General features: G+C 66.9%; 20 protein-coding genes, 1 tRNA gene and 1 pseudogene. 9 read left to right on the top strand and 13 right to left on the bottom strand.

All coding sequences use genetic code 11. The annotated features are described in order from the left end of the window. Nucleotides 1-17: 17 nt before the first annotated feature. From A7D27_RS13450 to A7D27_RS13485, 8 genes are all read right to left on the bottom strand, one after another. Nucleotides 18-773: an ABC transporter substrate-binding protein gene (locus tag A7D27_RS13450; protein ID WP_069565177.1), complete on the bottom strand. Its 756-nt coding sequence runs from the start codon at nucleotides 771-773 to the stop codon at nucleotides 18-20. Between the two features lie 134 nt (nucleotides 774-907). Then, a complete protein-coding gene (locus A7D27_RS13455) occupies nucleotides 908-1,663 on the bottom strand; it encodes an ABC transporter substrate-binding protein (protein ID WP_069559959.1) in 756 nt (251 codons plus the stop codon). 133 nt (nucleotides 1,664-1,796) lie between these two features. After that, nucleotides 1,797-2,567, bottom strand: a complete 771-nt coding sequence (gene hisF, locus A7D27_RS13460; protein WP_044405405.1) for an imidazole glycerol phosphate synthase subunit HisF — start codon at nucleotides 2,565-2,567, stop codon at nucleotides 1,797-1,799. 48 nt (nucleotides 2,568-2,615) lie between these two features. Beyond that, a complete protein-coding gene (hisA, locus tag A7D27_RS13465) occupies nucleotides 2,616-3,353 on the bottom strand; it encodes a 1-(5-phosphoribosyl)-5-[(5-phosphoribosylamino)methylideneamino]imidazole-4-carboxamide isomerase (protein ID WP_016495212.1) in 738 nt (245 codons plus the stop codon). Between the two features lie 40 nt (nucleotides 3,354-3,393). Continuing rightward, complete coding sequence (locus A7D27_RS13470) at nucleotides 3,394-3,651, bottom strand: DUF2164 domain-containing protein (protein ID WP_044405403.1); 258 nt, start codon at nucleotides 3,649-3,651, stop codon at nucleotides 3,394-3,396. Nucleotides 3,652-3,655: 4 nt separating this feature from the next. Beyond that, entirely contained in the window at nucleotides 3,656-4,294 is a 639-nt protein-coding gene (gene hisH, locus A7D27_RS13475; protein ID WP_069565178.1) for an imidazole glycerol phosphate synthase subunit HisH, read from the bottom strand. Next, nucleotides 4,294-4,887, bottom strand: a complete 594-nt coding sequence (gene hisB, locus A7D27_RS13480) for an imidazoleglycerol-phosphate dehydratase HisB (protein ID WP_069559962.1) — start codon at nucleotides 4,885-4,887, stop codon at nucleotides 4,294-4,296. Before hisB ends, hisH begins: the two co-directional genes overlap by 1 nt. Before the next feature lie 131 nt (nucleotides 4,888-5,018). Next, entirely contained in the window at nucleotides 5,019-6,677 is a 1,659-nt protein-coding gene (locus A7D27_RS13485; protein WP_069559963.1) for an OFA family MFS transporter, read from the bottom strand. Between the two features lie 170 nt (nucleotides 6,678-6,847). Between A7D27_RS13485 and A7D27_RS13490 the strand changes: the two genes are divergently transcribed. Next, complete coding sequence (locus A7D27_RS13490; protein WP_069565179.1) at nucleotides 6,848-7,249, top strand: acetyl-CoA sensor PanZ family protein; 402 nt, start codon at nucleotides 6,848-6,850, stop codon at nucleotides 7,247-7,249. Here A7D27_RS13490 and A7D27_RS28945 read toward each other — a convergent pair. Continuing rightward, nucleotides 7,246-8,460: a sterol desaturase family protein gene (locus tag A7D27_RS28945; protein ID WP_069565180.1), complete on the bottom strand. Its 1,215-nt coding sequence runs from the start codon at nucleotides 8,458-8,460 to the stop codon at nucleotides 7,246-7,248. The two genes, A7D27_RS13490 and A7D27_RS28945, sit on opposite strands and share 4 nt — an antisense overlap. 195 nt (nucleotides 8,461-8,655) lie before the next feature. Between A7D27_RS28945 and A7D27_RS13500 the strand changes: the two genes are divergently transcribed. The 6 genes and pseudogenes from A7D27_RS13500 to A7D27_RS29125 all read left to right on the top strand — a co-directional run bounded on the left by A7D27_RS13500 (nucleotide 8,656) and on the right by A7D27_RS29125 (nucleotide 13,256). Beyond that, entirely contained in the window at nucleotides 8,656-10,866 is a 2,211-nt protein-coding gene (locus A7D27_RS13500; protein ID WP_069565181.1) for an AsmA family protein, read from the top strand. Further along, nucleotides 10,863-11,930 (top strand): A/G-specific adenine glycosylase, encoded by a 1,068-nt coding sequence (gene mutY, locus A7D27_RS13505; protein ID WP_069565182.1) that lies wholly within the window; start codon nucleotides 10,863-10,865, stop codon nucleotides 11,928-11,930. Before A7D27_RS13500 ends, mutY begins: the two co-directional genes overlap by 4 nt. After that, nucleotides 11,927-12,199, top strand: a complete 273-nt coding sequence (locus A7D27_RS13510; RefSeq protein WP_069565183.1) for an oxidative damage protection protein — start codon at nucleotides 11,927-11,929, stop codon at nucleotides 12,197-12,199. The genes mutY and A7D27_RS13510 overlap by 4 nt, the downstream gene beginning before the upstream one ends. Before the next feature lie 77 nt (nucleotides 12,200-12,276). Continuing rightward, nucleotides 12,277-12,352: transfer RNA gene (locus A7D27_RS13515), tRNA-Phe, on the top strand. A gap of 204 nt (nucleotides 12,353-12,556) precedes the next feature. Further along, nucleotides 12,557-13,063, top strand: a pseudogene (locus A7D27_RS13520) (thermostable hemolysin); the annotation flags it as partial. A gap of 94 nt (nucleotides 13,064-13,157) precedes the next feature. Then, on the top strand, nucleotides 13,158-13,256 hold the full coding sequence (locus tag A7D27_RS29125) for a hypothetical protein (RefSeq protein ID WP_338148800.1): 99 nt from the start codon (nucleotides 13,158-13,160) through the stop codon (nucleotides 13,254-13,256). A gap of 6 nt (nucleotides 13,257-13,262) precedes the next feature. Here the strand turns inward: A7D27_RS29125 and A7D27_RS13525 are convergent, their stop codons facing one another. The 4 genes from A7D27_RS13525 to A7D27_RS13540 are packed head-to-tail and all read right to left on the bottom strand — an operon-like array spanning nucleotide 13,263 to nucleotide 19,313. Continuing rightward, nucleotides 13,263-14,447 (bottom strand): hybrid sensor histidine kinase/response regulator, encoded by a 1,185-nt coding sequence (locus tag A7D27_RS13525; protein WP_069565185.1) that lies wholly within the window; start codon nucleotides 14,445-14,447, stop codon nucleotides 13,263-13,265. Next, complete coding sequence (locus tag A7D27_RS13530) at nucleotides 14,437-15,021, bottom strand: chemotaxis protein CheB (protein ID WP_069559979.1); 585 nt, start codon at nucleotides 15,019-15,021, stop codon at nucleotides 14,437-14,439. The genes A7D27_RS13525 and A7D27_RS13530 overlap by 11 nt, the downstream gene beginning before the upstream one ends. Then, the gene (locus A7D27_RS13535; RefSeq protein WP_044405374.1) at nucleotides 15,018-15,836 is read right to left on the bottom strand and encodes a protein-glutamate O-methyltransferase CheR; all 819 of its coding nucleotides are present in this window, start codon (nucleotides 15,834-15,836) and stop codon (nucleotides 15,018-15,020) included. Before A7D27_RS13535 ends, A7D27_RS13530 begins: the two co-directional genes overlap by 4 nt. Continuing rightward, nucleotides 15,837-19,313 (bottom strand): response regulator, encoded by a 3,477-nt coding sequence (locus A7D27_RS13540; RefSeq protein ID WP_069565186.1) that lies wholly within the window; start codon nucleotides 19,311-19,313, stop codon nucleotides 15,837-15,839. Nucleotides 19,314-19,655: 342 nt separating this feature from the next. On the opposite strand from A7D27_RS13540, the gene A7D27_RS13545 reads away from it, so the two are divergent. Together A7D27_RS13545 and A7D27_RS13550 are read left to right on the top strand one after the other, a co-directional pair. After that, a complete protein-coding gene (locus A7D27_RS13545) occupies nucleotides 19,656-20,063 on the top strand; it encodes a response regulator (RefSeq protein WP_256557166.1) in 408 nt (135 codons plus the stop codon). A gap of 239 nt (nucleotides 20,064-20,302) precedes the next feature. Further along, nucleotides 20,303-21,076: an ABC transporter ATP-binding protein gene (locus A7D27_RS13550; RefSeq protein ID WP_044405371.1), complete on the top strand. Its 774-nt coding sequence runs from the start codon at nucleotides 20,303-20,305 to the stop codon at nucleotides 21,074-21,076. Nucleotides 21,077-21,093: the final 17 nt, after the last annotated feature.

Here is a 21,093-nt window from a genome sequence, read left to right on the forward strand (position 1 = left end):
CTGCGAGGGGCGGGGGCTCAGAGGTAGTTCTTGGTCGCTTCTTCAACGAAGCCTTCGGCGCGCATCTGGTCCAGGGCCTTCTGCAGTCGCTCGATCACCTCGTCGGGGGTGTCCTTGTTGAAGGCCAGGTACAGCTCGACTTCATTGAAACGCAGCACGGTCTGCAGGCCGGTCACGCCCTCCTGCTTGGCCAGGTAACGGCCTACCGGGTCGGTGGTGGCCCATAGGTCGATCTGGCCCTTTTCCAGCTTCTTCACGTTCTCCTGGTCACGCAGGGCGTTCTGCGGGCTCAGGCCCTGGGTCTCCAGGTATTGGCTGACAGCGTCGTTCTTGTAGGCACCGATGCGGTACTGCCCGGCGCTCTTGAGGTCCTTCACGCTCAGCGTGCTGCCCGGAGCAGCCAGCAACACCCAGCCACTCTTGGCCAGCGGGCCGACCCACTTGAACTGCGGCTTGCGCTCTTCGGTGTAGGTGGTGGAGAACAGGCCGTAGTTGGGCTTCTCCTGGGTCAGGCGGTAGAGGCGGTCCCACGGGAAGCGCAGGGTCAGGTTGTAGGAGATGCCGGCGCGCTTGAACATCTCGCGGACGATATCGGTGCTGATGCCGTCGATGCCGTCGTCACGGGCGAAGTTCTTGTCGTCGACCGCCATGTTGAAGGGCGGGAAGTTCTCGGTGAGCAAGACCACCTTGTAGTCGGCCGGCAGCTCGGCGCGAACCGCCAGGGAGAGGGTGATCAGGCCGAGGGCCAGAAGAGGTCTGAATAGCTTGTGCATCGTTCTACCGCTCGCGTTGGTGTTGTGATTATGGCCAGCGGCATCCCTGCGTGGGCACGGTCCCACAGACGTTCACTCAGCCCGTCCCGCCATCCAATGGCAAGCGACCGGCTTCAGGGCCGGTCGCGAGGTTCTTACAGGTAGCTGTTGATGGTCTTGTCCACGAAGCCTTCGCTGCGCAGTTGCTCCAGGGCGTCCTGGAGCTTCTTGACCACCTCGTCCGGCACGTTCTTGTTCAGCGCCAGGTAGAGCGGGGTCTGGTTGAAACGCAGCACGGTCTTCAGACCGGTGATGCCTTCCTGCTTGGCCAGGTAGCGGCCAGCGGGGTCGCCGGTGGCCCAGAGGTCGATCTGGCCCTTCTCCAGCTTCTTGGCGTTTTCCTGGTCGCGCAGGGAGGTCAGTGCCTCGATGCCCTTCTCGGTCAGGGCCTGATGGATGGCATCGCCCTTGTAGGCGCCAACCTTGTACTGCTTGGCCTGCTCCAGGCTAGTGACGCTGATGGTGCTGTCGCCACGGGCCAGCAGGACCCAGTCGTCCGGGCCGATGGGGCCGACCCACTTGAAGGCGGCCTCGCGCTCCGGCAGGCGGGCGGTGACGAAGATGCCGTAGTCGGCCTTCTCCTGCGCCAGCTTGTAGATGCGGTCCCAGGGGAAGCGCAGGGTCATGTTGTACTTGACCCCGGCGCGCTTGAACATTTCCTGCACGATGTCGACGGCAATCCCGTCGATGTTGTCTTCCTGGGCGAAGTTCTTCCCGTTGATCGCCATGTTGTAAGGCGGGAAGTTCTCCGTCAGGAGCACCACCGTGTAGTTCTCGTCCACTTCGGCGCGAACGGTCCCGGCCAGCACCAGGAGAGTGCTCGCCAGGGCGAGCAGGAGGCGTTTCGACATATGCAACTACCTTGTAAGGAGGATGGGTAAAACCAACGGGCCTGACCCGGGTACAGGTTATCGGCCTCGGCTGCCCAGGCTGCGAACCGGATCACGGTTGCAGCCAAAGCATAAATGAAGGCAAGAATCGTGCTCAGCGCACCACGATGCCCCGGCTGGCCAAGTAGGCCTTTGCCTCCGGAACAGTGTATTCGCCGAAATGGAAAATGCTCGCGGCCAGCACCGCATCGGCCTTGCCGTCGAGGATGCCGGCGGCCAGGTGCTCGAGATTGCCGACCCCGCCGGAGGCGATCACCGGGATACGCACACGCTCGCTGATGGCGCGGGTAACGCCCAGGTCGTAACCGCTCTTCACGCCGTCCTGGTCCATGCTGGTCAGGAGGATTTCCCCGGCACCCAGCTCTTCCATCTTCGCCGCCCAGGCCACTGCATCCAGCCCGGTGGGCTTGCGACCGCCGTGGGTGAAGATTTCCCAGCGCGGCGTCTCGCCCGGCGCGGAGACCCGCTTGGCGTCGATGGCGACGACGATGCACTGAGAGCCGAAACGCGAGGCCGCCTCGCCGACGAACTCGGGGTTGAACACCGCGGCGGTGTTGATGGAAACCTTGTCGGCACCGGCGTTGAGCAGGTTGCGGATGTCCTGCACGGTGCGCACGCCGCCGCCCACGGTGAGCGGGATGAACACCTGGCTGGCCATGCGCTCGACGGTGTGCAGGGTGGTGTCGCGGCCATCGACGCTGGCGGTGATGTCGAGGAAGGTGATCTCGTCGGCCCCCTGCTCGTCGTAGCGGCGGGCGATCTCCACCGGGTCACCGGCGTCGCGGATATTCTCGAACTTGACGCCCTTCACCACGCGGCCGTTGTCCACGTCGAGGCAGGGGATGATGCGTTTAGCCAAAGCCATACAGGAACCCTCTGGTGCCGGCTGCGCCGCGCGCGCCGTTGCGCGTGATTAACCCTTGTAGCTGTCGCAGAAGGCCTGGGCCTCGGCGACGTCCAGGGTGCCTTCGTAGATGGCGCGACCGGTGATGGCACCGATGATGCCGGGCGCCTTGGCGGCCAGCAGCTTCTCGATGTCGCCCAGGTTGTGGATGCCGCCGGAGGCGATCACCGGGATGCGGCTGGCAGCGGCCAGGGCCGCCGTGGCCTCGACGTTGCAGCCCTGCATCATCCCGTCCTTGGCGATGTCGGTGTAGACGATGGCGGAGACGCCATCGGCCTCGAAGCGGCGGGCCAGGTCCACGGCCTGCACGCTGCTCACCTCGGCCCAGCCGTCGGTGGCGACGAACCCGTCCTTGGCGTCCAGGCCGACGATCACCTTGCCGGGGAAGGCCTTGCAGGCCTCGGTGACAAACTCGGGCTCCTTCACCGCCTTGGTGCCGATGATCACGTAGCTCACGCCGGCCTTGACGTAGTGCTCGATGGTTTCCAGGGAGCGGATGCCGCCGCCGATCTGGATCGGCAGGTTCGGGTAGCGCTTGGCGATGGCGGTGACCACCTCGCCGTTCACCGGCTTGCCTTCGAAGGCGCCGTTGAGGTCCACCAGGTGCAGGCGGCGGCAGCCCCCTTCCACCCACTTGGCGGCCATGCTCACCGGGTCGTCGGAGAACACCGTGGAGTCTTCCATGCGGCCCTGGCGCAGGCGCACGCAGGCACCGTCCTTCAGATCGATAGCGGGGATAATCAGCATCGGTTCAACCTGTTCGAAGTCAGTGGAGTCGGCGGTGCGCTCAGGCTTTCTCGAGCGCCCACAAGTCGCTCTCGATGCTGTCGAACCTGTCTTTCAGGTGCGCCTGCACGTCGGAGATCGCCTTGTTGTAGAAATGCGGAGCGAATTCGCGGGCGAAGAAGTCCAGGACTTCCTCGGCCTCGAAGGAACCCAGCTCCAGTTCGAAGCGGTCGGCCATGAAACGCTTGATGGCCAGTACGGCGTCCTGGGTCTGGGTCGCGTCGAGTTGCAGGCTGGGGGCCTTCTTCCCGCGGCTCATGGGCTTACCAGCGGCCGTCCCAGGCGGCGAAGTTCTGCAGCAACTGCAGGCCGTGGGTGTGGCTCTTCTCCGGGTGGAACTGCACGGCGAAGCGCGAGCCCTCGGCCAGCGCGGCGGCGAAGTCCTTGCCGTAATGGCCGCGACCGACCACCTGCTTGGGGTTGCCGGCCTCGATGTAGTAGCTGTGCACGAAATAGAAGCGCGCCAGGTCCGGGATGTTGTGCCAGAGCGGGTGGGCCACGCTCTGCTGCACCTCGTTCCAGCCCATGTGCGGCACCTTAAGCGGCTCGCCGGCTTCGGCCAGGTCCTTGCCGAAGAAGCGCACCTGGCCCGGGAACAGGCCGATGCAGTCGACCCCGTCGTTCTCCTCGCTGTGTTCCAGCAGCGCCTGCATGCCGACGCAGATGCCGAGGAACGGGCGGTCCTTGCTGACCTCGGCCACCAGGCTGTCGAAGCCCAGGCGGCGGATCTCGGCCATGCAATCGCGGATCGCCCCCACGCCGGGGAACACCACGCGGTCCGCCTCGCGGATCACGCTGGCCTCACGGGTGACCAGCACCCGACCGGCGCCGACGTGTTCCAGAGCCTTGGCAACCGAGTGCAGGTTGCCCATGCCGTAATCGATGACTGCGACGGTCTGCATCAGAGCACGCCCTTGGTAGACGGCATCTGGCCGGCCATGCGCGGGTCAAGCTCGATGGCCATGCGCAGGGCGCGGCCGAAGGCCTTGAAGACGGTCTCGATCTGGTGGTGGGTGTTGTGGCCACGCAGGGTGTCGATGTGCAGGGTCACCAGAGCGTGGTTGACGAACCCCTGGAAGAACTCCTGGAACAGGTCCACATCGAAGCCGCCGACGGTGGCACGGGTGAAGGGGACGTGCATCTGCAGGCCGGGGCGGCCGGAGAAGTCGATGACCACGCGGGACAGCGCCTCGTCCAGCGGGACATAGGCATGGCCGTAGCGGACGATGCCCTTCTTGTCGCCGATGGCCTGGGCGAAGGCCTGGCCGACGGTGATGCCGACGTCTTCCACGGTGTGGTGGTCGTCGATGTGCAGATCACCCTTGCACTCGATGTCGAGGTCGATCAGGCCATGGCGGGCGATCTGGTCGAGCATGTGCTCGAGGAAGGGCACGCCGATGTCGAAGCGGGCCTTGCCAGTGCCGTCCAGGTTGATCGAGACCTTGACCTGGGTCTCCAGAGTGTTGCGCTCAACGGATGCCTTACGTTCGGCCATCACCAACTCCGCAAAATCATTGGGCGAAAGGGGCGACATTATAGGCCGAGTTTTCCACAGGCTTGAAGCCGATCGGCGGAGGAAGCCGGGCGATGCCGGCAAGACGCCGATATCGCCCGGTGCAGGGACGATCAGCCGAACAGCGCGGCGGTCTTCTGCAGGGTGATCCACACACCCCAGGCCAGCGGCAGGCCGACGGCCAGCCAGGCGGCGATCACCAGCGGGCGGCTGGACGGGTCGGCCGACCACTCCAGCACCTGGGCGCCCTGGCTGGCGTCATGACCGATGGCGCGCTCGGCGGCCAGCTCGGCGTCGGTCATGAAGTACTTCGGCGCCACCGGGCGCACCAGCAGGTTGCACAGGAAGCCCAGCACCAACAGGCCAGCGAGGATGTACAGGGTGATGTCATACGCCGCAGCGCGCTCGACCCCCACGCTCAACTGGTACTCGCGGATGTAGTTCACCAGCACCGGGCCGAGGATGCCGGCGAAGGCCCAGGCGGTCAGCAGGCGGCCGTGGATGGCGCCGACCATCTGGGTGCCGAACAGGTCCGCCAGGTAGGCCGGCACGGTGGCGAAGCCACCGCCGTACATGGACAGGATCAGGCAGAAGCAGAAGACGAAGAACGCCACGCTGCCCAGGTGGCCGGTCCAGGGCACCAGTGCGTAGAGCAGGAAGCCCAGGGCGAAGAACACGAAGTAGGTCGCCTTGCGGCCGATCAGGTCGGAGAAGGACGCCCAGAAGAAGCGACCACCGATGTTGAACAGACTCAGCAAGCCGGTGAAGCCGGCCGCGATGGCGGCGATCTGCGCCAACTGCGAGGCGTCCAGCTCATTGAAACTCAGGTGGTTGCCGATCAGCTTGCCGCCGAACACTTCCTGCAGCAGGGGCGAGGCCATGCCGATGATGCCGATGCCGGCAGAGACGTTCAGGCACAGCACGGCCCAGACCAGCCAGAACTGCGGGGTCTTCCATGCGGTGTTCACGTGGACGTGGCCCTTGGTGATCATCGCGTTGCTGGCCTTCTTCACCGGCGCGGTCCAGCCCTCGGGCTTCCAGCCGGTCGGCGGCACGCGGTACGCCAGGGCACCGCCCACCATGAAGATGAAATAGACCACCGCCATCACCACGAAGCTCTGCCACACGCCCACGGACTCAGCCGAGGCGAAGTGGTTCATCAGCTCGGCCGCCAGCGGAGCGCCGACCATGGCGCCACCGCCGAAGCCCATGATGGCCATGCCGGTCGCCATGCCGCGCTTGTCCGGGAACCACTTGATCAGCGTCGAGACGGGCGAGATGTAGCCCAGGCCCAGGCCGATGCCGCCAATCACCCCCAGGCCGATCCACATCAGCCAGATCTGGTGGATGTAGACGCCGAAGGCCGAGATCAGCAGGCCACCGCACCAGCAGAAGGCCGAGACCAGACCAGCTTTGCGCGGGCCGGCATGTTCCAGCCAGCCACCCCAGATGGCGGCCGAGCAGCCGAGAAAGATGAAGAACAGGGTGTAGATCCAGCCCAGCATGGAGATCGGCCAGTCACAGTCGCTGGCGAACACCTGGGCGATGAAGCCCATCTCCGGGGAGCAGGCCACCGGCGCGGTGATGCCGATGGCCTTGGACAGCGGCAGCCAGAACACCGAGAAGCCATAGGCCATGCCGATGCACAGGTGAATGGCCAGGGCAGCCGGCGGCACCAGCCAGCGGTTGAAGCCCGGTCGGGCGATGGTGCGTTCCTTGGAAAGGAACGCGGGCCGGGCGGCATCGCCGCCCAAGCTCAGGGTACTGCTCATTGTGTCGTTATCCTGTTTTTTTGATATGCACGCAGGTGGGTCGGGCGGTGCGCACAGTCTCCCCACGCACCGCCCAAAAACTCACACGAGCAGGCGAAATAATCCCACGATGATTCAGCCTGCGGCGCGTATTATCCGGACCCCACCCCCTGGCCTCAATAAGGACACCCATGCCTGTCATCGTCGAACGCCCCGCCCAGCTCAGCGAACAGGACCGTACCGACCTGGGCCGCATCTACGCCGACGCCCCGGCCTGGCTGCTGCCGCCCTACGCCGACGCCGGAGACCTGGTGGCACAGGGCCTGGCAGAGGGCAGGCTGCTGACCGGCCGCTTCAACGACCGCCTGCTGGGCGCCGCCCTGCTGCGCTGCGAAAACGACGCCTGGCGGATCTCCCACCTGTGCATACGCAGCGTCACCCGCCGCCGAGGCGTGGCCCGTCGGCTGCTGGACGAGGCCACCCGGCTGGCCCGCGAGGCCGGCTGCGAACTGCGCCTGCAGGGCCCCCAGGACCATCTGGAAGCCCAGGCCCTGGCCGCCCGGCTGCACCTGCCCCTCGACCCAGCCGGCTAGGCCGGCACCACCAACGGACGCTCCCGCAGCAGCCAGCCGAGCCAGAGCAAACTGGCCAGGTGGAACCCCGCCAGCACCCAGCCGACCCAGGCCGGGCCGCCCGCCCACAGCGCCCAGCCCATCGCCAGAGCGGCCAGCCCCATCTGCCGCGTGCCCTCCAGCCGGGGTGCCAGACGCTGCCCGTCGAACAGCAGCCCCAGGCTTACGCAGCCCCAGAGGATCGCCAGCACCAGCAGCCAGGGCTCCCAGGCCAGGGCCTGGCGCACGCTGAGCAGAAACGCCAGCGCCAGCAGGTTGATCGCCAGGAACTGCGCCAGCGCATACCCCGTCAGGCTCGCCCCGTGGCGCGGTTCATGGCGGGGCTCGTCCATCGACGGCCAGGGATGCTGGCGCACGTCCGCCGGGCGCCAGCCGGTGGGCATCCACCACAGCCGCAGCTTGTCCCACCAGGAACGGGTCGCCCGCGCATCGGCCCACAGCAGGCGCCACCAGCTGAACTGCAGGCGCAGCGGGTCGAAGGTGCGCACCGGCGTGGTCACCCCGTACACCACCGGCTCGTCCTCCTCCTGCCAGGTGCCGAACAGCCGGTCCCAGAGGATGAACACCCCACCGTGGTTACGGTCGATGTAGCGCGGGTTCTGCCCGTGGTGCACCCGGTGCAGGGACGGCGTCACCAGCACCTTCTCCAGCCAGCCGAGGCGGCCGATGTGCTGGCTGTGGATCCAGAACTGGTAGGCCAACTGCACCCCGAGCAGCACCAGGAACAGCGGCAACGGCAGCCCCAGCAGCGCCAGGGGCAGGTAGAAGGGCCAATCGAAGGCGGTCTGGAACGCCCCCTTGCGCAGCGCCGTCGACAGGTTGAAATCCTCGCTGGAGTGGTGCGGCTGGTGCGCACCCCACAGCAGGTTGTAGCGGTGCAGGGTGCGATGCGCCCAATAGAAGCAGAAGTCCACCGCCACGAAGCCCCCCAGCCACACCCAGGGCGAGGTGGGGTCCAGCTCCAGCAGGCGCGCGTGCTCATAGAGCCAGGCGTAGGGCAGCACCAGCAGCAGGCGCAGCGGCCCCTCCAGCAACACCCGCAGCACGGCGGTGTTGACGCTGGTAGCCGCGTCGGCCAGGCGGTAGGTGGAGCGCCCGCTGTACCGCTCGTAGGCCAACTCCAGCAGGATCAGCAGGATGTACAGCGGAAAAGCCAGCACCGCCACGCTCATGGCGCATCTCCCGTTCTTGTCGTTGTGCAGCGCAGCCTAGACCAGCCGCCGTACCCGTCACGCGACGGCACGCGCCAGTGCAGCGGGCCGCAGGCGCCAGTCCGGTGAACCGTCGCCGCGTTTGGCCATCAAACAGCACAACCGCTGGCGCTATACTCGCGCCCCTCCCCCGGCACTCATCACAAGGACTCGTCCATGAAATCCATCGGCAAACTCCTGGGCCTGCTGCTCCTCGGGCTGTTGCTGATCATCGTGGCCCTGGGCTTCGCCCTGACCCACCTGTTCGATCCCAACGACTACAAGGATGAAATCCGCCAGATCGCCCGCGACAAGGCCAACCTCGAGCTGGACCTCAAGGGCGACATCGGCTGGAGCCTGTTCCCCTGGCTCGGCCTGGAGCTGCACGACACCACCCTGGCCAGCGCCGCCAGCCCCGACAAACCCTTCGCCAACCTGGCCCTGCTCGGCCTCTCCGTGCGCGTCATGCCGCTGCTGCGCAAGGAAGTGCAGATGAGCGACATCCGCGTCGAAGGCCTCAACCTGACCCTGGCCCGTGACGAGAAAGGCCGTGGCAACTGGGAAGACATCGGCCGCCCGGCCCAGGCCGCCAGCACGCCTGCACCAGCCGCCGAAGGCGCCCCCGCAGCGGCGGAACAGCCCAAGCCCGCCGGCAACGAGCGCCCACTGAAGCTGGACATCGACAGCCTCACCGTCAGCAACGCCCGCGTGGACTACACCGACGCCAAGACCGGCCAGCAGTACACCGCCGAAGGCATCGAACTGAGCACCGGCGCCATCCGCGAAGGCGCCGCCATCCCCTTCAAGCTCAGCGCCTTCTTCGGCACCAACCAGCCGGTGCTGCGCGCCAAGAGCGAACTCACCGCCAGCCTGCGCTTCGACCGCGCCCTCAAGCGCTACCAACTGGAAGACGCCAAGCTCGCCGGCGAAGCCTCGGGCGAGCCGTTCAAGGGCAAGACCCTCACCTTCAGCGCCCAGGGCCAGTTGCTGGCCGACCTCGGTGCCAACATCGCCGAGTGGAACGGCCTCAAGCTCTCTGCCAACCAACTGCGCGCCCTGGGTGAACTGAAGGTCCACGGTCTGGACAAGACCCCGCGCCTGGAAGGCGGCCTGTCCATCGCCCAGCTCGACTTGCGTGAATTCCTCAGCGGCCTCGGCGTCGAACTGCCGGCCATGCAGGACGCAAACACCCTCAAGCACTTCGAGCTGGTCACCCAGCTCAAGGGCAGCCCCCGCGACATCGCCCTGGAACAACTGACCCTCAAGCTCGACGACAGCAGCTTCAGCGGCCGCCTGGCGGTGGCCGACATCGAGCGCCAGGCCCTGCGTGCCCAGCTCAAGGCCGACAAGCTCGACCTCGACCGCTACCTGCCGCCGAAGAAGAAGGACGACGCCAGCGCCCGCCAGGCCGAAATCCAGGGCACCGTCGCCAGTGCCGGCCAGGGCACCACCCCGCTGCCCGAGAAACCCACCCAGCAGGCCTGGAGCGAAGCCCCGCTGCTGCCCATCGACAGCCTGCGCAAGCTCGACCTGGAGGCCGACCTGGCCTTCGGCCAACTGACGCTGGACAAGCTGCCGATCACCGACGCCCGCCTCAAGGCCCGCGGCAAGGCCGGCCAGATCACCCTGGAGCAACTGCGCGGCGGCCTCTATGGCGGCGAGTTCGACGCCAGCGCCCAGCTCGACGTGCGCAGCGACGTGCCCCAGCTCAGCGCCCGCAAGCGCATCAGCCACGTGCCGGTGGAGAAGATCCTCAAGGCCCTCGAGCAGAAGCCGCCGGTTCGCGGCGCCCTGGACCTCAACGCCGACCTGCGCACCCGTGGCAACAGCGAAAAGGCCTGGATCGACGCCCTCAACGGCACCGCCAGCTTCGTCCTCAACGACGGCGCCCTGCTCGACGCCAACCTGGAGCAGCAGCTCTGCCAGGGCATCGCCCTGCTCAATCGCAAGACCCTGAGCACCCAGTACGAAGGCAAGGAAACCCCCTTCAAGGAACTGCGCGGCAGCCTCACCGTCACCAACGGCGTAGCCAGCAACCCCGATCTCAAGGCGCGCATCCCCGGCCTGACCCTCAACGGCAATGGCGACGTCGACCTGCGCGTGCTGGGCATGGACTACCGCGCCGGCATCGTCATCGAAGGCGACAAGGGCGCCATGGCCGACCCGGCCTGCCAGGTCAATGAGCGCTATGTCGGCCTGGAATGGCCGCTGCTCTGCCGCGGCCCGCTGGAGATCGGCGCCAAGGCCTGCCGCCTGGACAAGGACGGCATCGGCAAGATCGCCGCCAAGCTGGCCGGCGACAAGCTCAGCGAGAAGCTCGAAGAGAAGCTCGGTGACAAGGTCAGCCCGGAACTCAAGGACGCACTGAAGGGGCTGTTCAAACGATGACACCCGAGCAGTTCTCCAGCGCCGTACTCGCCTGGTACGACCTCCACGGCCGCCACGACCTGCCCTGGCAACAGGGCATCACCCCGTACCGGGTATGGGTCTCGGAAATCATGCTGCAGCAGACCCAGGTCAACACCGTGCTCGGCTACTTCGACCGCTTCATGGCCGCCCTGCCCACCGTGCGCGACCTGGCCGAAGCCCCCGAGGACGAAGTGCTGCACCTGTGGACCGGGCTCGGCTACTACACCCGCGCACGCAACCTGCAGAAGACCGCAAAGATCGTCATGGAACGCCACGGCGGCGAATTCCCCCGCGACGTCGAGCAGCTCGCCGAGCTGCCCGGCATCGGCCGTTCCACTGCCGGCGCCATCGCCAGCCTGTCCATGGGCCTGCGCGCCCCGATCCTCGACGGCAACGTCAAACGTGTCCTGGCCCGCTACGTCGCCCAGGAGGGCTACCCCGGCGAGCCCAAGGTGGCCAGGCAACTGTGGGCCGTCGCCGAGCGCTTCACCCCCCTTGAGCGGGTCAATCACTACACCCAGGCGATGATGGACCTGGGCGCCACCCTCTGCACCCGCAGCAAGCCGAGCTGCCTGCTCTGCCCCCTGCGCGAAGGCTGCCAGGCCCACCTGCTGGGGCTGGAGATCCGCTACCCGGTGCCCAAGCCACGCAAGGCCCTGCCGCAGAAGCGCACCCTGATGCCGATCCTGGCCAACCGCGACGGCGCCATCCTGCTCTACCGGCGCCCCTCCAGCGGCCTCTGGGGCGGCCTGTGGAGCCTGCCCGAGCTGGACCACCTCGACGCCCTCGCCCCCCTCGCCACGCAGCACGCCCTGCAGCTCGGCCAGGCCCGCGAGCTGCCCGGCCTGACCCACACCTTCAGCCACTTCCAGCTCGCCATCGAACCCTGGCTGGTGCCCGTCGAGGGCAGCCACCGCGAAATGGCCGATGCCGACTGGCTCTGGTATAACCTCGCCACCCCGCCGCGCCTGGGCCTGGCCGCTCCGGTCAAGAAGCTGCTCAAGCGCGCCGCCGACGTATTGAATGCAGGAGATTCGCCATGACCCGTACCGTCCAGTGCCGCAAGTACCACAAGGAACTGCCCGGCCTCGACAAACCGCCCTACCCCGGCGCCAAGGGCGAAGACATCTTCAACAACGTCTCGAAGAAAGCCTGGGAAGAGTGGCAGAAGCACCAGACCATGCTGATCAACGAGCGTCGCCTGAACATGATGAACGCCGAGGATCGCAAGTTCCTCCAGGCCGAGATGGACAAGTTCCTCTCCGGCGAGGAATACGCCCAGGCCGAAGGCTATGTCCCCCCGAGCGCGTAAGCGCCCGTAAAGGCTGAAAAAATTTTTCAGGACACGCTTGACTCCCCCCTTCGAAATCCGTTTAATAGCGCCCCGTTGCCCAGGTAGCTCAGTTGGTAGAGCAGGGGATTGAAAATCCCCGTGTCGGCGGTTCGATTCCGTCCCTGGGCACCACCATTCAGTTCCAGGTGGTGCCAAGCATCATCAGGAACACACAGAAAACCGGCCCTAGCGCCGGTTTTTTGTTGCCTGCGTTTTGGCCGGGCAACCCATTCCCCGCCCTCGAAAAAACTTTTTCCAGCCTTAAGCCACCTTAAGACTGCCTTCAGAATCCCTGCCGATACTGCGCACCATCCAACGAACCGATGGGTGCGCCACATGACTGAGCTGGAATGGAATGCCCTGTTCCCCCTTCACTTCGGGTTGGGCGAGCGCCGCTACAGCCTGACCCTGCACCAGGCCGACGACCCGGCCCGTGCCGAACTGGAAGCCTTCGTCCACGACCGTTTCGAGCAGGCCCACGATGCCGACGTGCACCACTTCCTGCCCGAGCTGCTGGCCCTGCGTGACGCCACCGGCCAACTGACCGCCGTGGCCGGCATGCGCGTCGCCGCCAGCGGGCCGCTGTTTCTCGAGCGCTACCTGGATGCGTCCCTGGAGCAATCCGTGGCCCAGGCCGTCGGCCGCCCGATCGACCGCGTCGAACTGGTTGAGGTGGGCAACCTCAGCTCGCTCAACGCCGGCAACGCTCGCCTGATCATCATCGCCGTCACCTGGTTGCTGGCCGCCCGCGACCTGCGCTGGGTCTCCTTCACCGGGGCCGCCGGGCTGATCAACAGCTTCCGCCGCCTCGGCCTGGAGCCGGTGCAACTGGCCGAAGCCGACCCGGAGCGCCTGGGTGGCGACGGCGCCAACTGGGGCAGCTACTACGCCCTGCAGCCACGGCGCCGGCCTCGGCCTACCCATCGTGGCGATGATCATGGAGCGCCTGGGCGGCAGCGCCCGCCTGCACAACAAGCCGGAAGGCGGCCTGGTAGCGACCCTGCACCTGCCCCTGGCGCGGCCGCTGGCGGCCTGAACCGCCTCAGGCAGTCGGCAGCAGCAGGCTGAAGGTGGAACCCACCCCCGGCGTGCTGCACAGCTCGATGCGGCCGCCGTGGGCGAGCATGATCTGCTCGGAAATGAACAACCCCAGCCCCAGCCCCGCCACCTTGTCGGCGCCGCCGGCCCGTTCGAACTGCTGGAAGATGCGCTTCTGGTCCTCGGCGCAGATGCCGATGCCCTGGTCGCGCACCGCCACCCGCGCCCATTCGCCATCACGCCGCACCACCACCTGCACCGGGTTGCCGGTGCCGTAGCGCAGGGCGTTGCTGAACAGGTTGCTGACCACCTGTTCGATGCGGAAGGCATCCCACACGCCGGTGACGCCGTCCTCCACCTGCAGGTCCAGCGCGCAGTCGGCGGCCTCCATCTGCGCGGCGAAGTTCTCCGCCACATGGCGCACCAGTTGCCCCAGCTCGCAGGGCTCGGGGCGGATGGAGAGTTTGCCGGTGCGGATGCGGGAGACGTCGAGCATGTCCTCAATCAGCCGGACCAGGCTGCGGATCTGCCGTTCGTCCCGGTCGAACAGGGTGCGCAGGCGGGCCTCGGTGAACACCGCGACGTTGCCTTTGGCCAGGTGGTTCTGACGCAGCTGGGTGTCGAGCATCAGGCCGTTGAGCGGGGTGCGCAGCTCGTGGGAGACGATGGACATGAAGTCGTCGCGCATCTGCACCGCGCGCTGCAGCTCGGCCTGGGTGGCGCGCAGCTCGGCCAGCAGGGTGTCCTGCTCGCGGCGCGCCGCCTCCAGGGCGTCCAGTTGCTGGGCCATCAGCTTGCGCTGGCGGTTCAGTTCGACGAACACCGCCACCTTGCTGCGCACGGCGTGGGCGTCCAGCGGCTTGTAGAGGAAGTCCACCGCGCCGCTCTCGTAGCCCTTGAAGGCGTAGTTCAGCTCGCGGCCGGCGGCGCTGACGAAGACGATGGGGATGTGCTTGGTCTTCTCCGTGCCGCGCATCAGCTCGGCCAGCTCGAAGCCGTTCATGCCCGGCATCTGCACGTCGAGGATGGCCAGGGCGAACTCGTGCTCCAGCAGCAGGGCCAGGGCCTCATCGGCGGAGGCGGCCTGGTGCACCTCGCGGCCGTCCTCCTTGATCAGGGCTTCCAGGGCCAGCAGGTTCTCCGGCAGGTCGTCGACGATCAGCAGCTTGCTTGGTGGATTACTCGGCATGGGATGGGTCCAGTCGTGCCAGGAGGTCGCGGATGCCCCGCAACGGGAGGATGTGGTCGGGATGGTGGGTGGCCAGCGCGGCCTCGGGCATGGTCGGCACCTGGGCGTCGTGCGGGTCCTGCACGACGCTGAGGCCGCCCTGTTGCTGGATGTAGGCCAGCCCGCGGGCACCGTCTTCGTTGGCGCCGGTCAGCAGCACCCCCACCAGGCGCTCGCCGTAGCAGTCGGCGGCGGACTCGAAGAGGATGTCGATGGAAGGCCGGGAGAAGTGCAGCGGCTCCTCGCGGCTGAGGGAGAAGCTGGCGTCACGCTCGATGGAGAGGTGGTAGCCCGGCGGGGCGACGTAGAGGGTGCCGGGGGCCAGGCTCTCCTTGTCCCGGGCCTCGCGCACGCGCACCGCCAGGCGCCGGGCGAACAGGTCGGCCAGCAGGCTCTCGCGCCCTTCGGGCAGGTGCAGCACGCAGGCCAGGGTGAGCGGGTAGCCCGCCGGCAGCCCGGCGAACACCTGCAGCAGGGCCTCCACCCCTCCGGCGGAGGCGCCCACCACCACGGCCGTGCGCTGGGGCCCGTTCATAGCTTGCGGAACACCCGTTCCGGGCGGTTGAGGGCCTCGAAGTGGCCGGCGTAGGCGGAGAAGTCGAGGCTCTCCTTGCTGCCCAGGCCGAGGAAGCCGCGGTGGCAGAGCGATTCGTGGAACAGGCCGAGGGCGCGGTCCTGCAGCTGCTTGTTGAAGTAGATGAGCACGTTGCGGCAGGAGATCAGTTGGGTCTCGGAGAACACGCTGTCGGTGGCCAGGCTGTGGTCGGCGAAGGTCACGTTCTCGCGCAGCAGCTTGTCGAACAGGGCGCCGTCGTAGGCGGCGGTGTAGTAGTCCGACAGCGAACCCTGGCCGCCGGCCAGGCGGTAGTTCTCGCTGTACTTGCGCATGTCGTCGAGGGCGTAGATGCCGCGCCGGGCCTTCTCCAGGGAGCGCGGGTTGATGTCGGTGGCGTAGATCAGGGTGCGCTCCAGCAGCCCTTCCTCGTGCAGCAGGATGGCCATGGAGTGCACCTCCTCGCCGGTGCTGCAGCCGGCAATCCACACCTTGAGTGAGGGGTAGGTGCGCAGGATGGGCACCACTTCCTGGCGCAGGGCGAGGTAGTAGGAGGGGTCGCGGAACATCTCGCTGACCGGGATCGTCAGGTACTGCAGCAGCTCGTGGAAGGCCTGCGGGTCGTGGATGATGCGCTCCTGCAGGGCCGAGATGGTGGCGCAGTCGAACTGCCGCAGGGCGTAGAGCACCCGGCGCTTGAGGGAAGCGCCCGAGTAGTCGCGGAAGTCGTAGCTGTACTTGAGGTAGATCGCCTCGATGAGCAGGCGCAGCTCGATTTCCTGGGTGCGGTCGGCCATCTAGATGCGCTCCAGACGCGGTAGCCAGACACGGATCAGCGAGAACAGGCGATCCAGGTCGATGGGTTTGGCCAGGTAGTCGTTGGCGCCGGCGCGGATGCACAGGTCCTGGTCGTCCTTCATCGCCTTGGCGGTGACGGCGATGATCGGCAGCTTGGCCCAGCGTGGCTGCTGGCGGATGCGCCGGGTGGCTTCGTAGCCATCCATCTCCGGCATCATCACGTCCATCAGCACCAGATCGATATCCTCCACGGCTTCGAGCTTGTCCAGCGCCTCACGTCCGTTGCGAGCGATTTCCACCCGCGCGCCCTTCTGTTCCAGGGCGCTGGTGAGGGCGAAGATGTTGCGCACGTCGTCGTCCACCAGCAGGACGCGCCGCTCTTCGAACACACGGTCGCGGCTGCGGGCGGTCTTGAGCATCTTCTGCCGTTCGCTGGAGAGTTCCGACTCGACCTTGTGCAGGAACAGGGTGACCTCGTCCAGCAGGCGCTCCGGCGAGCGCGCGCCCTTGATGATGATGGAGCGGGAGTACTTGAGCAGCTCGGCCTCTTCGTCCCGGGAGAGGTTGCGCCCGGTGTAGACGATCACCGGCGGGAAGGAGCAGATGTCCTCGCTGCCCATGCGCCGCAGCAGCTCGTTGCCCTGCATGTCGGGCAGTTTGAGGTCGATGATCATGCAGTCGAACAGGGTGCTGCGCAGCAGCTCCAGGGCCTGTTCGCCGAACTCGACGGCGGTGATCTGGATGTCGTCGTCGCCGATCAGCCGGGCGATGCTGTCGCGCTGCAGGGCGTCGTCCTCCACCAGCAGCACGCGCTTGACCTTCTGGGTGAGCTTGGCTTCGAGGCGGGCGAACACCGCCTTGAGCTGCTCGCGGGTGGTGGGCTTGACCGCGTAGCCCACCGCGCCCAGGTGCAGCGCGGCCTCGCTGAGGTCCTCCACCGAGATGACGTGCACGGGGATGTGGCGGGTGCGGGGCGTGTCCTTGAGGCGCTGCAGCACCGAGAGGCCCGGCTCGTCGGGCAGGCGCATGTCCAGCAGGATGGCGTCCGGTGCATGGCGCTCGGCGAGGTGGAAGCCTTCATCAGCGCCATGGGCCACCAGGCAGCGATAGCCCAGTTCGTGGGCGAGGTCGTAGAGAATCCGGGCGAACTTGGGCTCGTCCTCGATCACCAGTACGCAGCGCTCATCCGACGGAGCCTGGTCACGGTCGTCCGCGAAGGTGGGGATCGGCGCGTGGGTGGCCGGGGCCAGGGGGGCAGCCAAGGCCGGGCGGGCTGCCGGCGGCGGCGCACTGGGCTTCGGCGCTGGCGGCGCGTCGGCCGGCGTCCAGTGTTCCGGCAGCACCAGGGTGAACAGGCTGCCCCGGCCCGGCTCGCTGCTGGCCTGGATGCTGCCGCCAAGCAGTTGCGCCAGGTCACGGGAGATGGACAGGCCCAGGCCGGTGCCGCCATAGCGGCGGTTGGTGGTGCCATCGGCCTGGCGGAAGGCCTCGAAGATCAGGTCCAACTGGTCGGCGCGGATGCCGATGCCGCTGTCGCGCACGGCGAAGGCGATGCCCGCCGGCACCCGCTCGACCCGCAGGGACACGGCGCCCTGGTCGGTGAACTTGATGGCGTTGGACAGCAGGTTCTTGATGATCTGCTCCACCCGTTGCCGGTCGGTGCAGATCCGCTCGGGCACGTCGTCGGCCACCTCGACGCTGAAGGCCAGGGCCTTCTGCTCGGCCAGCGGGGTGAAGAGCTCACGCAGGCCCTCCACCAGGCGCCGCACCGGGGCGTTTTCGGCGCGCAGGTCGAGCTTGCCGGCCTCGACCTTGGAGATGTCGAGGATGTCGTTGATCAGGTTGAGCAGGTCGTTGCCGGCGGAATAGATGGACTCGGCGAACTTGACCTGCTCGTCGTTGAGGTTGCCCTCGGGGTTGTCCGCCAGCAGGCGGGCAAGGATCAGCGAGCTGTTCAGCGGGGTGCGCAGCTCATGGGACATGTTGGCGAGGAATTCGGACTTGTAGCGGCTGGCGCGCTGCAGCTCTTCTGCACGGGCCTCCAGCTCCAGGCGGGCCCGCTGCAGGGCGGAGTTCTTGTCGTCCAGGTCATCACGCTGGGCGGCCATTTCCTGGGCTTGCTCGGCCAGGCGCTCGTTGGTCTGTTCCAGTTCGGCCTGCTGGGTCTCCAGATGGGCCTGGGACTCGCGCAGCACGCGGGACTGTTCTTCCAGCTCCTCGTTGGCGGTCTTCAGCTCTTCCTGCTGCACCTGCAGCTCCTCGTTGAGCTGCTGGGTCTCGCTCAGCACTTCCTGCAGGCGCTGGCGGTAGCGGGATGCGTCCATGGCGGTGCCGAGGTTGCCGGCGATCAGTGGCATCAGCGCCTGGTCACGGGGGGACAGGCGCCGCAGGAAGCCCAGTTCCAGCACGCCGTTGACCACCCCGTCGCTGTGGGTGGGCACCAGCAGCACGCCTTCGGCGTCGGTCTGGCCGAGGCTGGTGGCGACCCTGAGGTAGCCGGCGGGCAGCTCGTCGAGGGCCATCACGCGGTTCTCCAGGGCCGCCTGCCCCACCAGGCTTTCACCGGGCATGAGCCGATCGGGCGCCTGGTCGTCACGCTCCAGGCCGTAGCTGGCGACGCGCCGCAGGGTGCCACCCTCTTCCCGCAGGTACAGGGCACCCACGGCCATGCCCAGGTAGGCAGCGAGGAACTCCAGGGCGTTGCGCCCGATCACCGGCAGCGACTGCTGGCCGAGCAGGCGCTCGGACAGGGCCGCCTGGCCATCCCCCAGCCAGCGCTGCTGGGTGAGGTGCTCGCTGTGGGCACGCTGCCGGGCCAAGGACTCGCCGTAGGTGGCGGACAGGGTCACCAGCTCGCGACGACCGAAGTAGGCCAGGGCACCGGCAAAGGCGAGGCTGAACAGCAGGTAGAGGCTGATGGTGAGGATGGCTGTGGAGTTGGCCTTTTCATTGCGTTCGTGGCGCAGCTGCCGCTCCATGTTGATGAAGGTGCGGTACTGCTCGCGGATGGCGTCCACCAGTTCCTTGCCGCGGCCTTCGCTGACGGTGTCGGAGACGTTCTCGCCGTTCTGCTTGCGGCTGATCATCTCGGTGGCGAAGCGGTCCCACTCACCCTGCAGGGCTTCGATGGAGCGCACCCGCTGGACCTGTGCGGGGTTGTCCGCCACCAGCTCGCGCAACCCTTCCATGGCGGCCTCGATATGCGGTCGGGATTGCTCATAAGGCTGCAGGAAGGCCGCATTGCCACTGATCAGGTAGCCGCGCATGCCGGACTCCTGGTCGACCGACAGGCGCAGGCCGTCGTTGGCGTTGCTGATCACACGGTCGGTGTGCTCGACCCAACTGAGGACGTAGAGCAGGTAGGAGATGAGGACCACGAACAGGGCGGCCCCGGCGACACCCACCCCCAGCGGCAACGCAACGTTGCGCGCGAGGATGCGGCGGAAACGCGTCTCGTCTGTCAGATCATTGGTCATCTGGCTTCCCTGGCTTAGTGCCGAAAATCACCGATATGAAGGGGAAAACTGCGGGACCGGCATGGTAATGCGAGTGTTTGCATTAACCAATCGAATCCTGGGCCGCCAATGGCTGGCGCATTATCGCTTCGCTTGGAACACTTTTAGCGTGGGAAAGGTTCACATAAATTGTGGGAATTTTTTCTCCCAGTGTTCTTCTAAACTGCGGTACCTCATCGCGCACTGTCCGGGTGCCCTGCGCACCGATGCGGCGCGAACCCTGGAGGTGGAGCGGCACACGCCGTGCACCGTCACCCAGCCCGGCGCCGGCAAGCGCCCGTCATGACCCCCTCGGAGGTTTCCTTGCCCACAGAAGAACGACACGCCGATGCCCTCGGGCAGCGCACCCGGCCCCTGGCACGCGTGCTGGTGGTGGAGGACGCCGAGGTGGTGCGCATGCTCACCGTGGAAGTCCTGGAGGAGCTGGGCTTCGAGGCACTGGAAGCCGGCGACGCGGCCCAGGCCCTGGCTCTGCTGGAGCACCAGCCGGTGGACCTGCTGCTCACCGACGTGGGCCTGCCCGGCATGAACGGCCAGGAGCTGGCAGAGCGGGCCTGCACCCTGCACCCGGCATTGCGCGTGCTGTTTGCCACCGGCTACGCCGAGTCGATCCGCCCGGACCCTACCCGCGCCGACCGCCAGGGCGTGATCGCCAAGCCCTTCGGCCTCGAGGAGCTACGCGAAAAGGTCAGCGCCCTGCTCGCCCGCTGACCGCGAGGGCCCGGCACTGGAATTGCCAGGCGTTTGCGCGTAGGGTGCGCCGCACCCGCTTTCCGGGCCCTGTCTTGCGTTCGCGCGACAAACGCCTGCAACGATGCGACAAGCCGGTGAAACCGTCCGGTCACGCCCCGGAAGCGCCCTTGGCGCCCCCTGGGGCCTATGCTAGGTTGCCCCCTCGCCAGGAAGGCCGATCGCAGCCGGAGCGCATCCGAACAATAAGAGGAACCCCCATGGCCGAGGCCACGCCCGCGCTAGAAATCCGCGACCTGCACAAACGCTACGGCGAGCTGGAGGTGCTGAAGGGCATTTCCCTGACCGCCCGCGACGGTGACGTCATTTCCATCCTCGGTTCCTCCGGGTCCGGCAAGTCCACCTTCCTGCGCTGCATCAACCTGCTGGAGAACCCGCACAAGGGCCAGATCATCGTGGCCGGCGAGGAACTCAAGCTGAAGGCCGCCCGCTCCGGCGAACTGGTGGCCGCCGACAACCGCCAGATCAATCGCCTGCGCAGCGAGATCGGCTTCGTCTTCCAGAACTTCAACCTCTGGCCGCACATGACGGTCCTCGACAACATCATCGAGGCCCCGCGCCGCGTGCTCGGCCAGAGCAAGGCCGAAGCCACCGAGGTGGCCGAGGCACTGCTGGCCAAGGTCGGCATCGCCGACAAGCGCCACGCCTACCCCGCCCAGCTCTCCGGCGGCCAGCAGCAACGCGCGGCCATCGCGCGGACGCTGGCAATGCAGCCTAAAGTGATCCTGTTCGACGAGCCCACCTCGGCCCTGGACCCCGAGATGGTACAAGAAGTGCTTAACGTGATCCGCGCACTCGCCGAAGAGGGCCGGACCATGCTGCTGGTGACCCACGAGATGAACTTCGCCCGCCAGGTGTCCACCGAGGTGGTCTTCCTCCACCAGGGCCTGGTGGAAGAACAGGGCCCGCCGCAGCAGGTGTTCGAAAACCCGACCTCGGCGCGTTGCAAACAATTCATGTCCAGCAATCGCTAAAACACGGAGCAAGTACG

It is taken from the genome of Pseudomonas sp. 1D4 (assembly GCF_001728925.1).
Classification (GTDB): Bacteria; Pseudomonadota; Gammaproteobacteria; order Pseudomonadales; family Pseudomonadaceae; genus Metapseudomonas; species Metapseudomonas otitidis.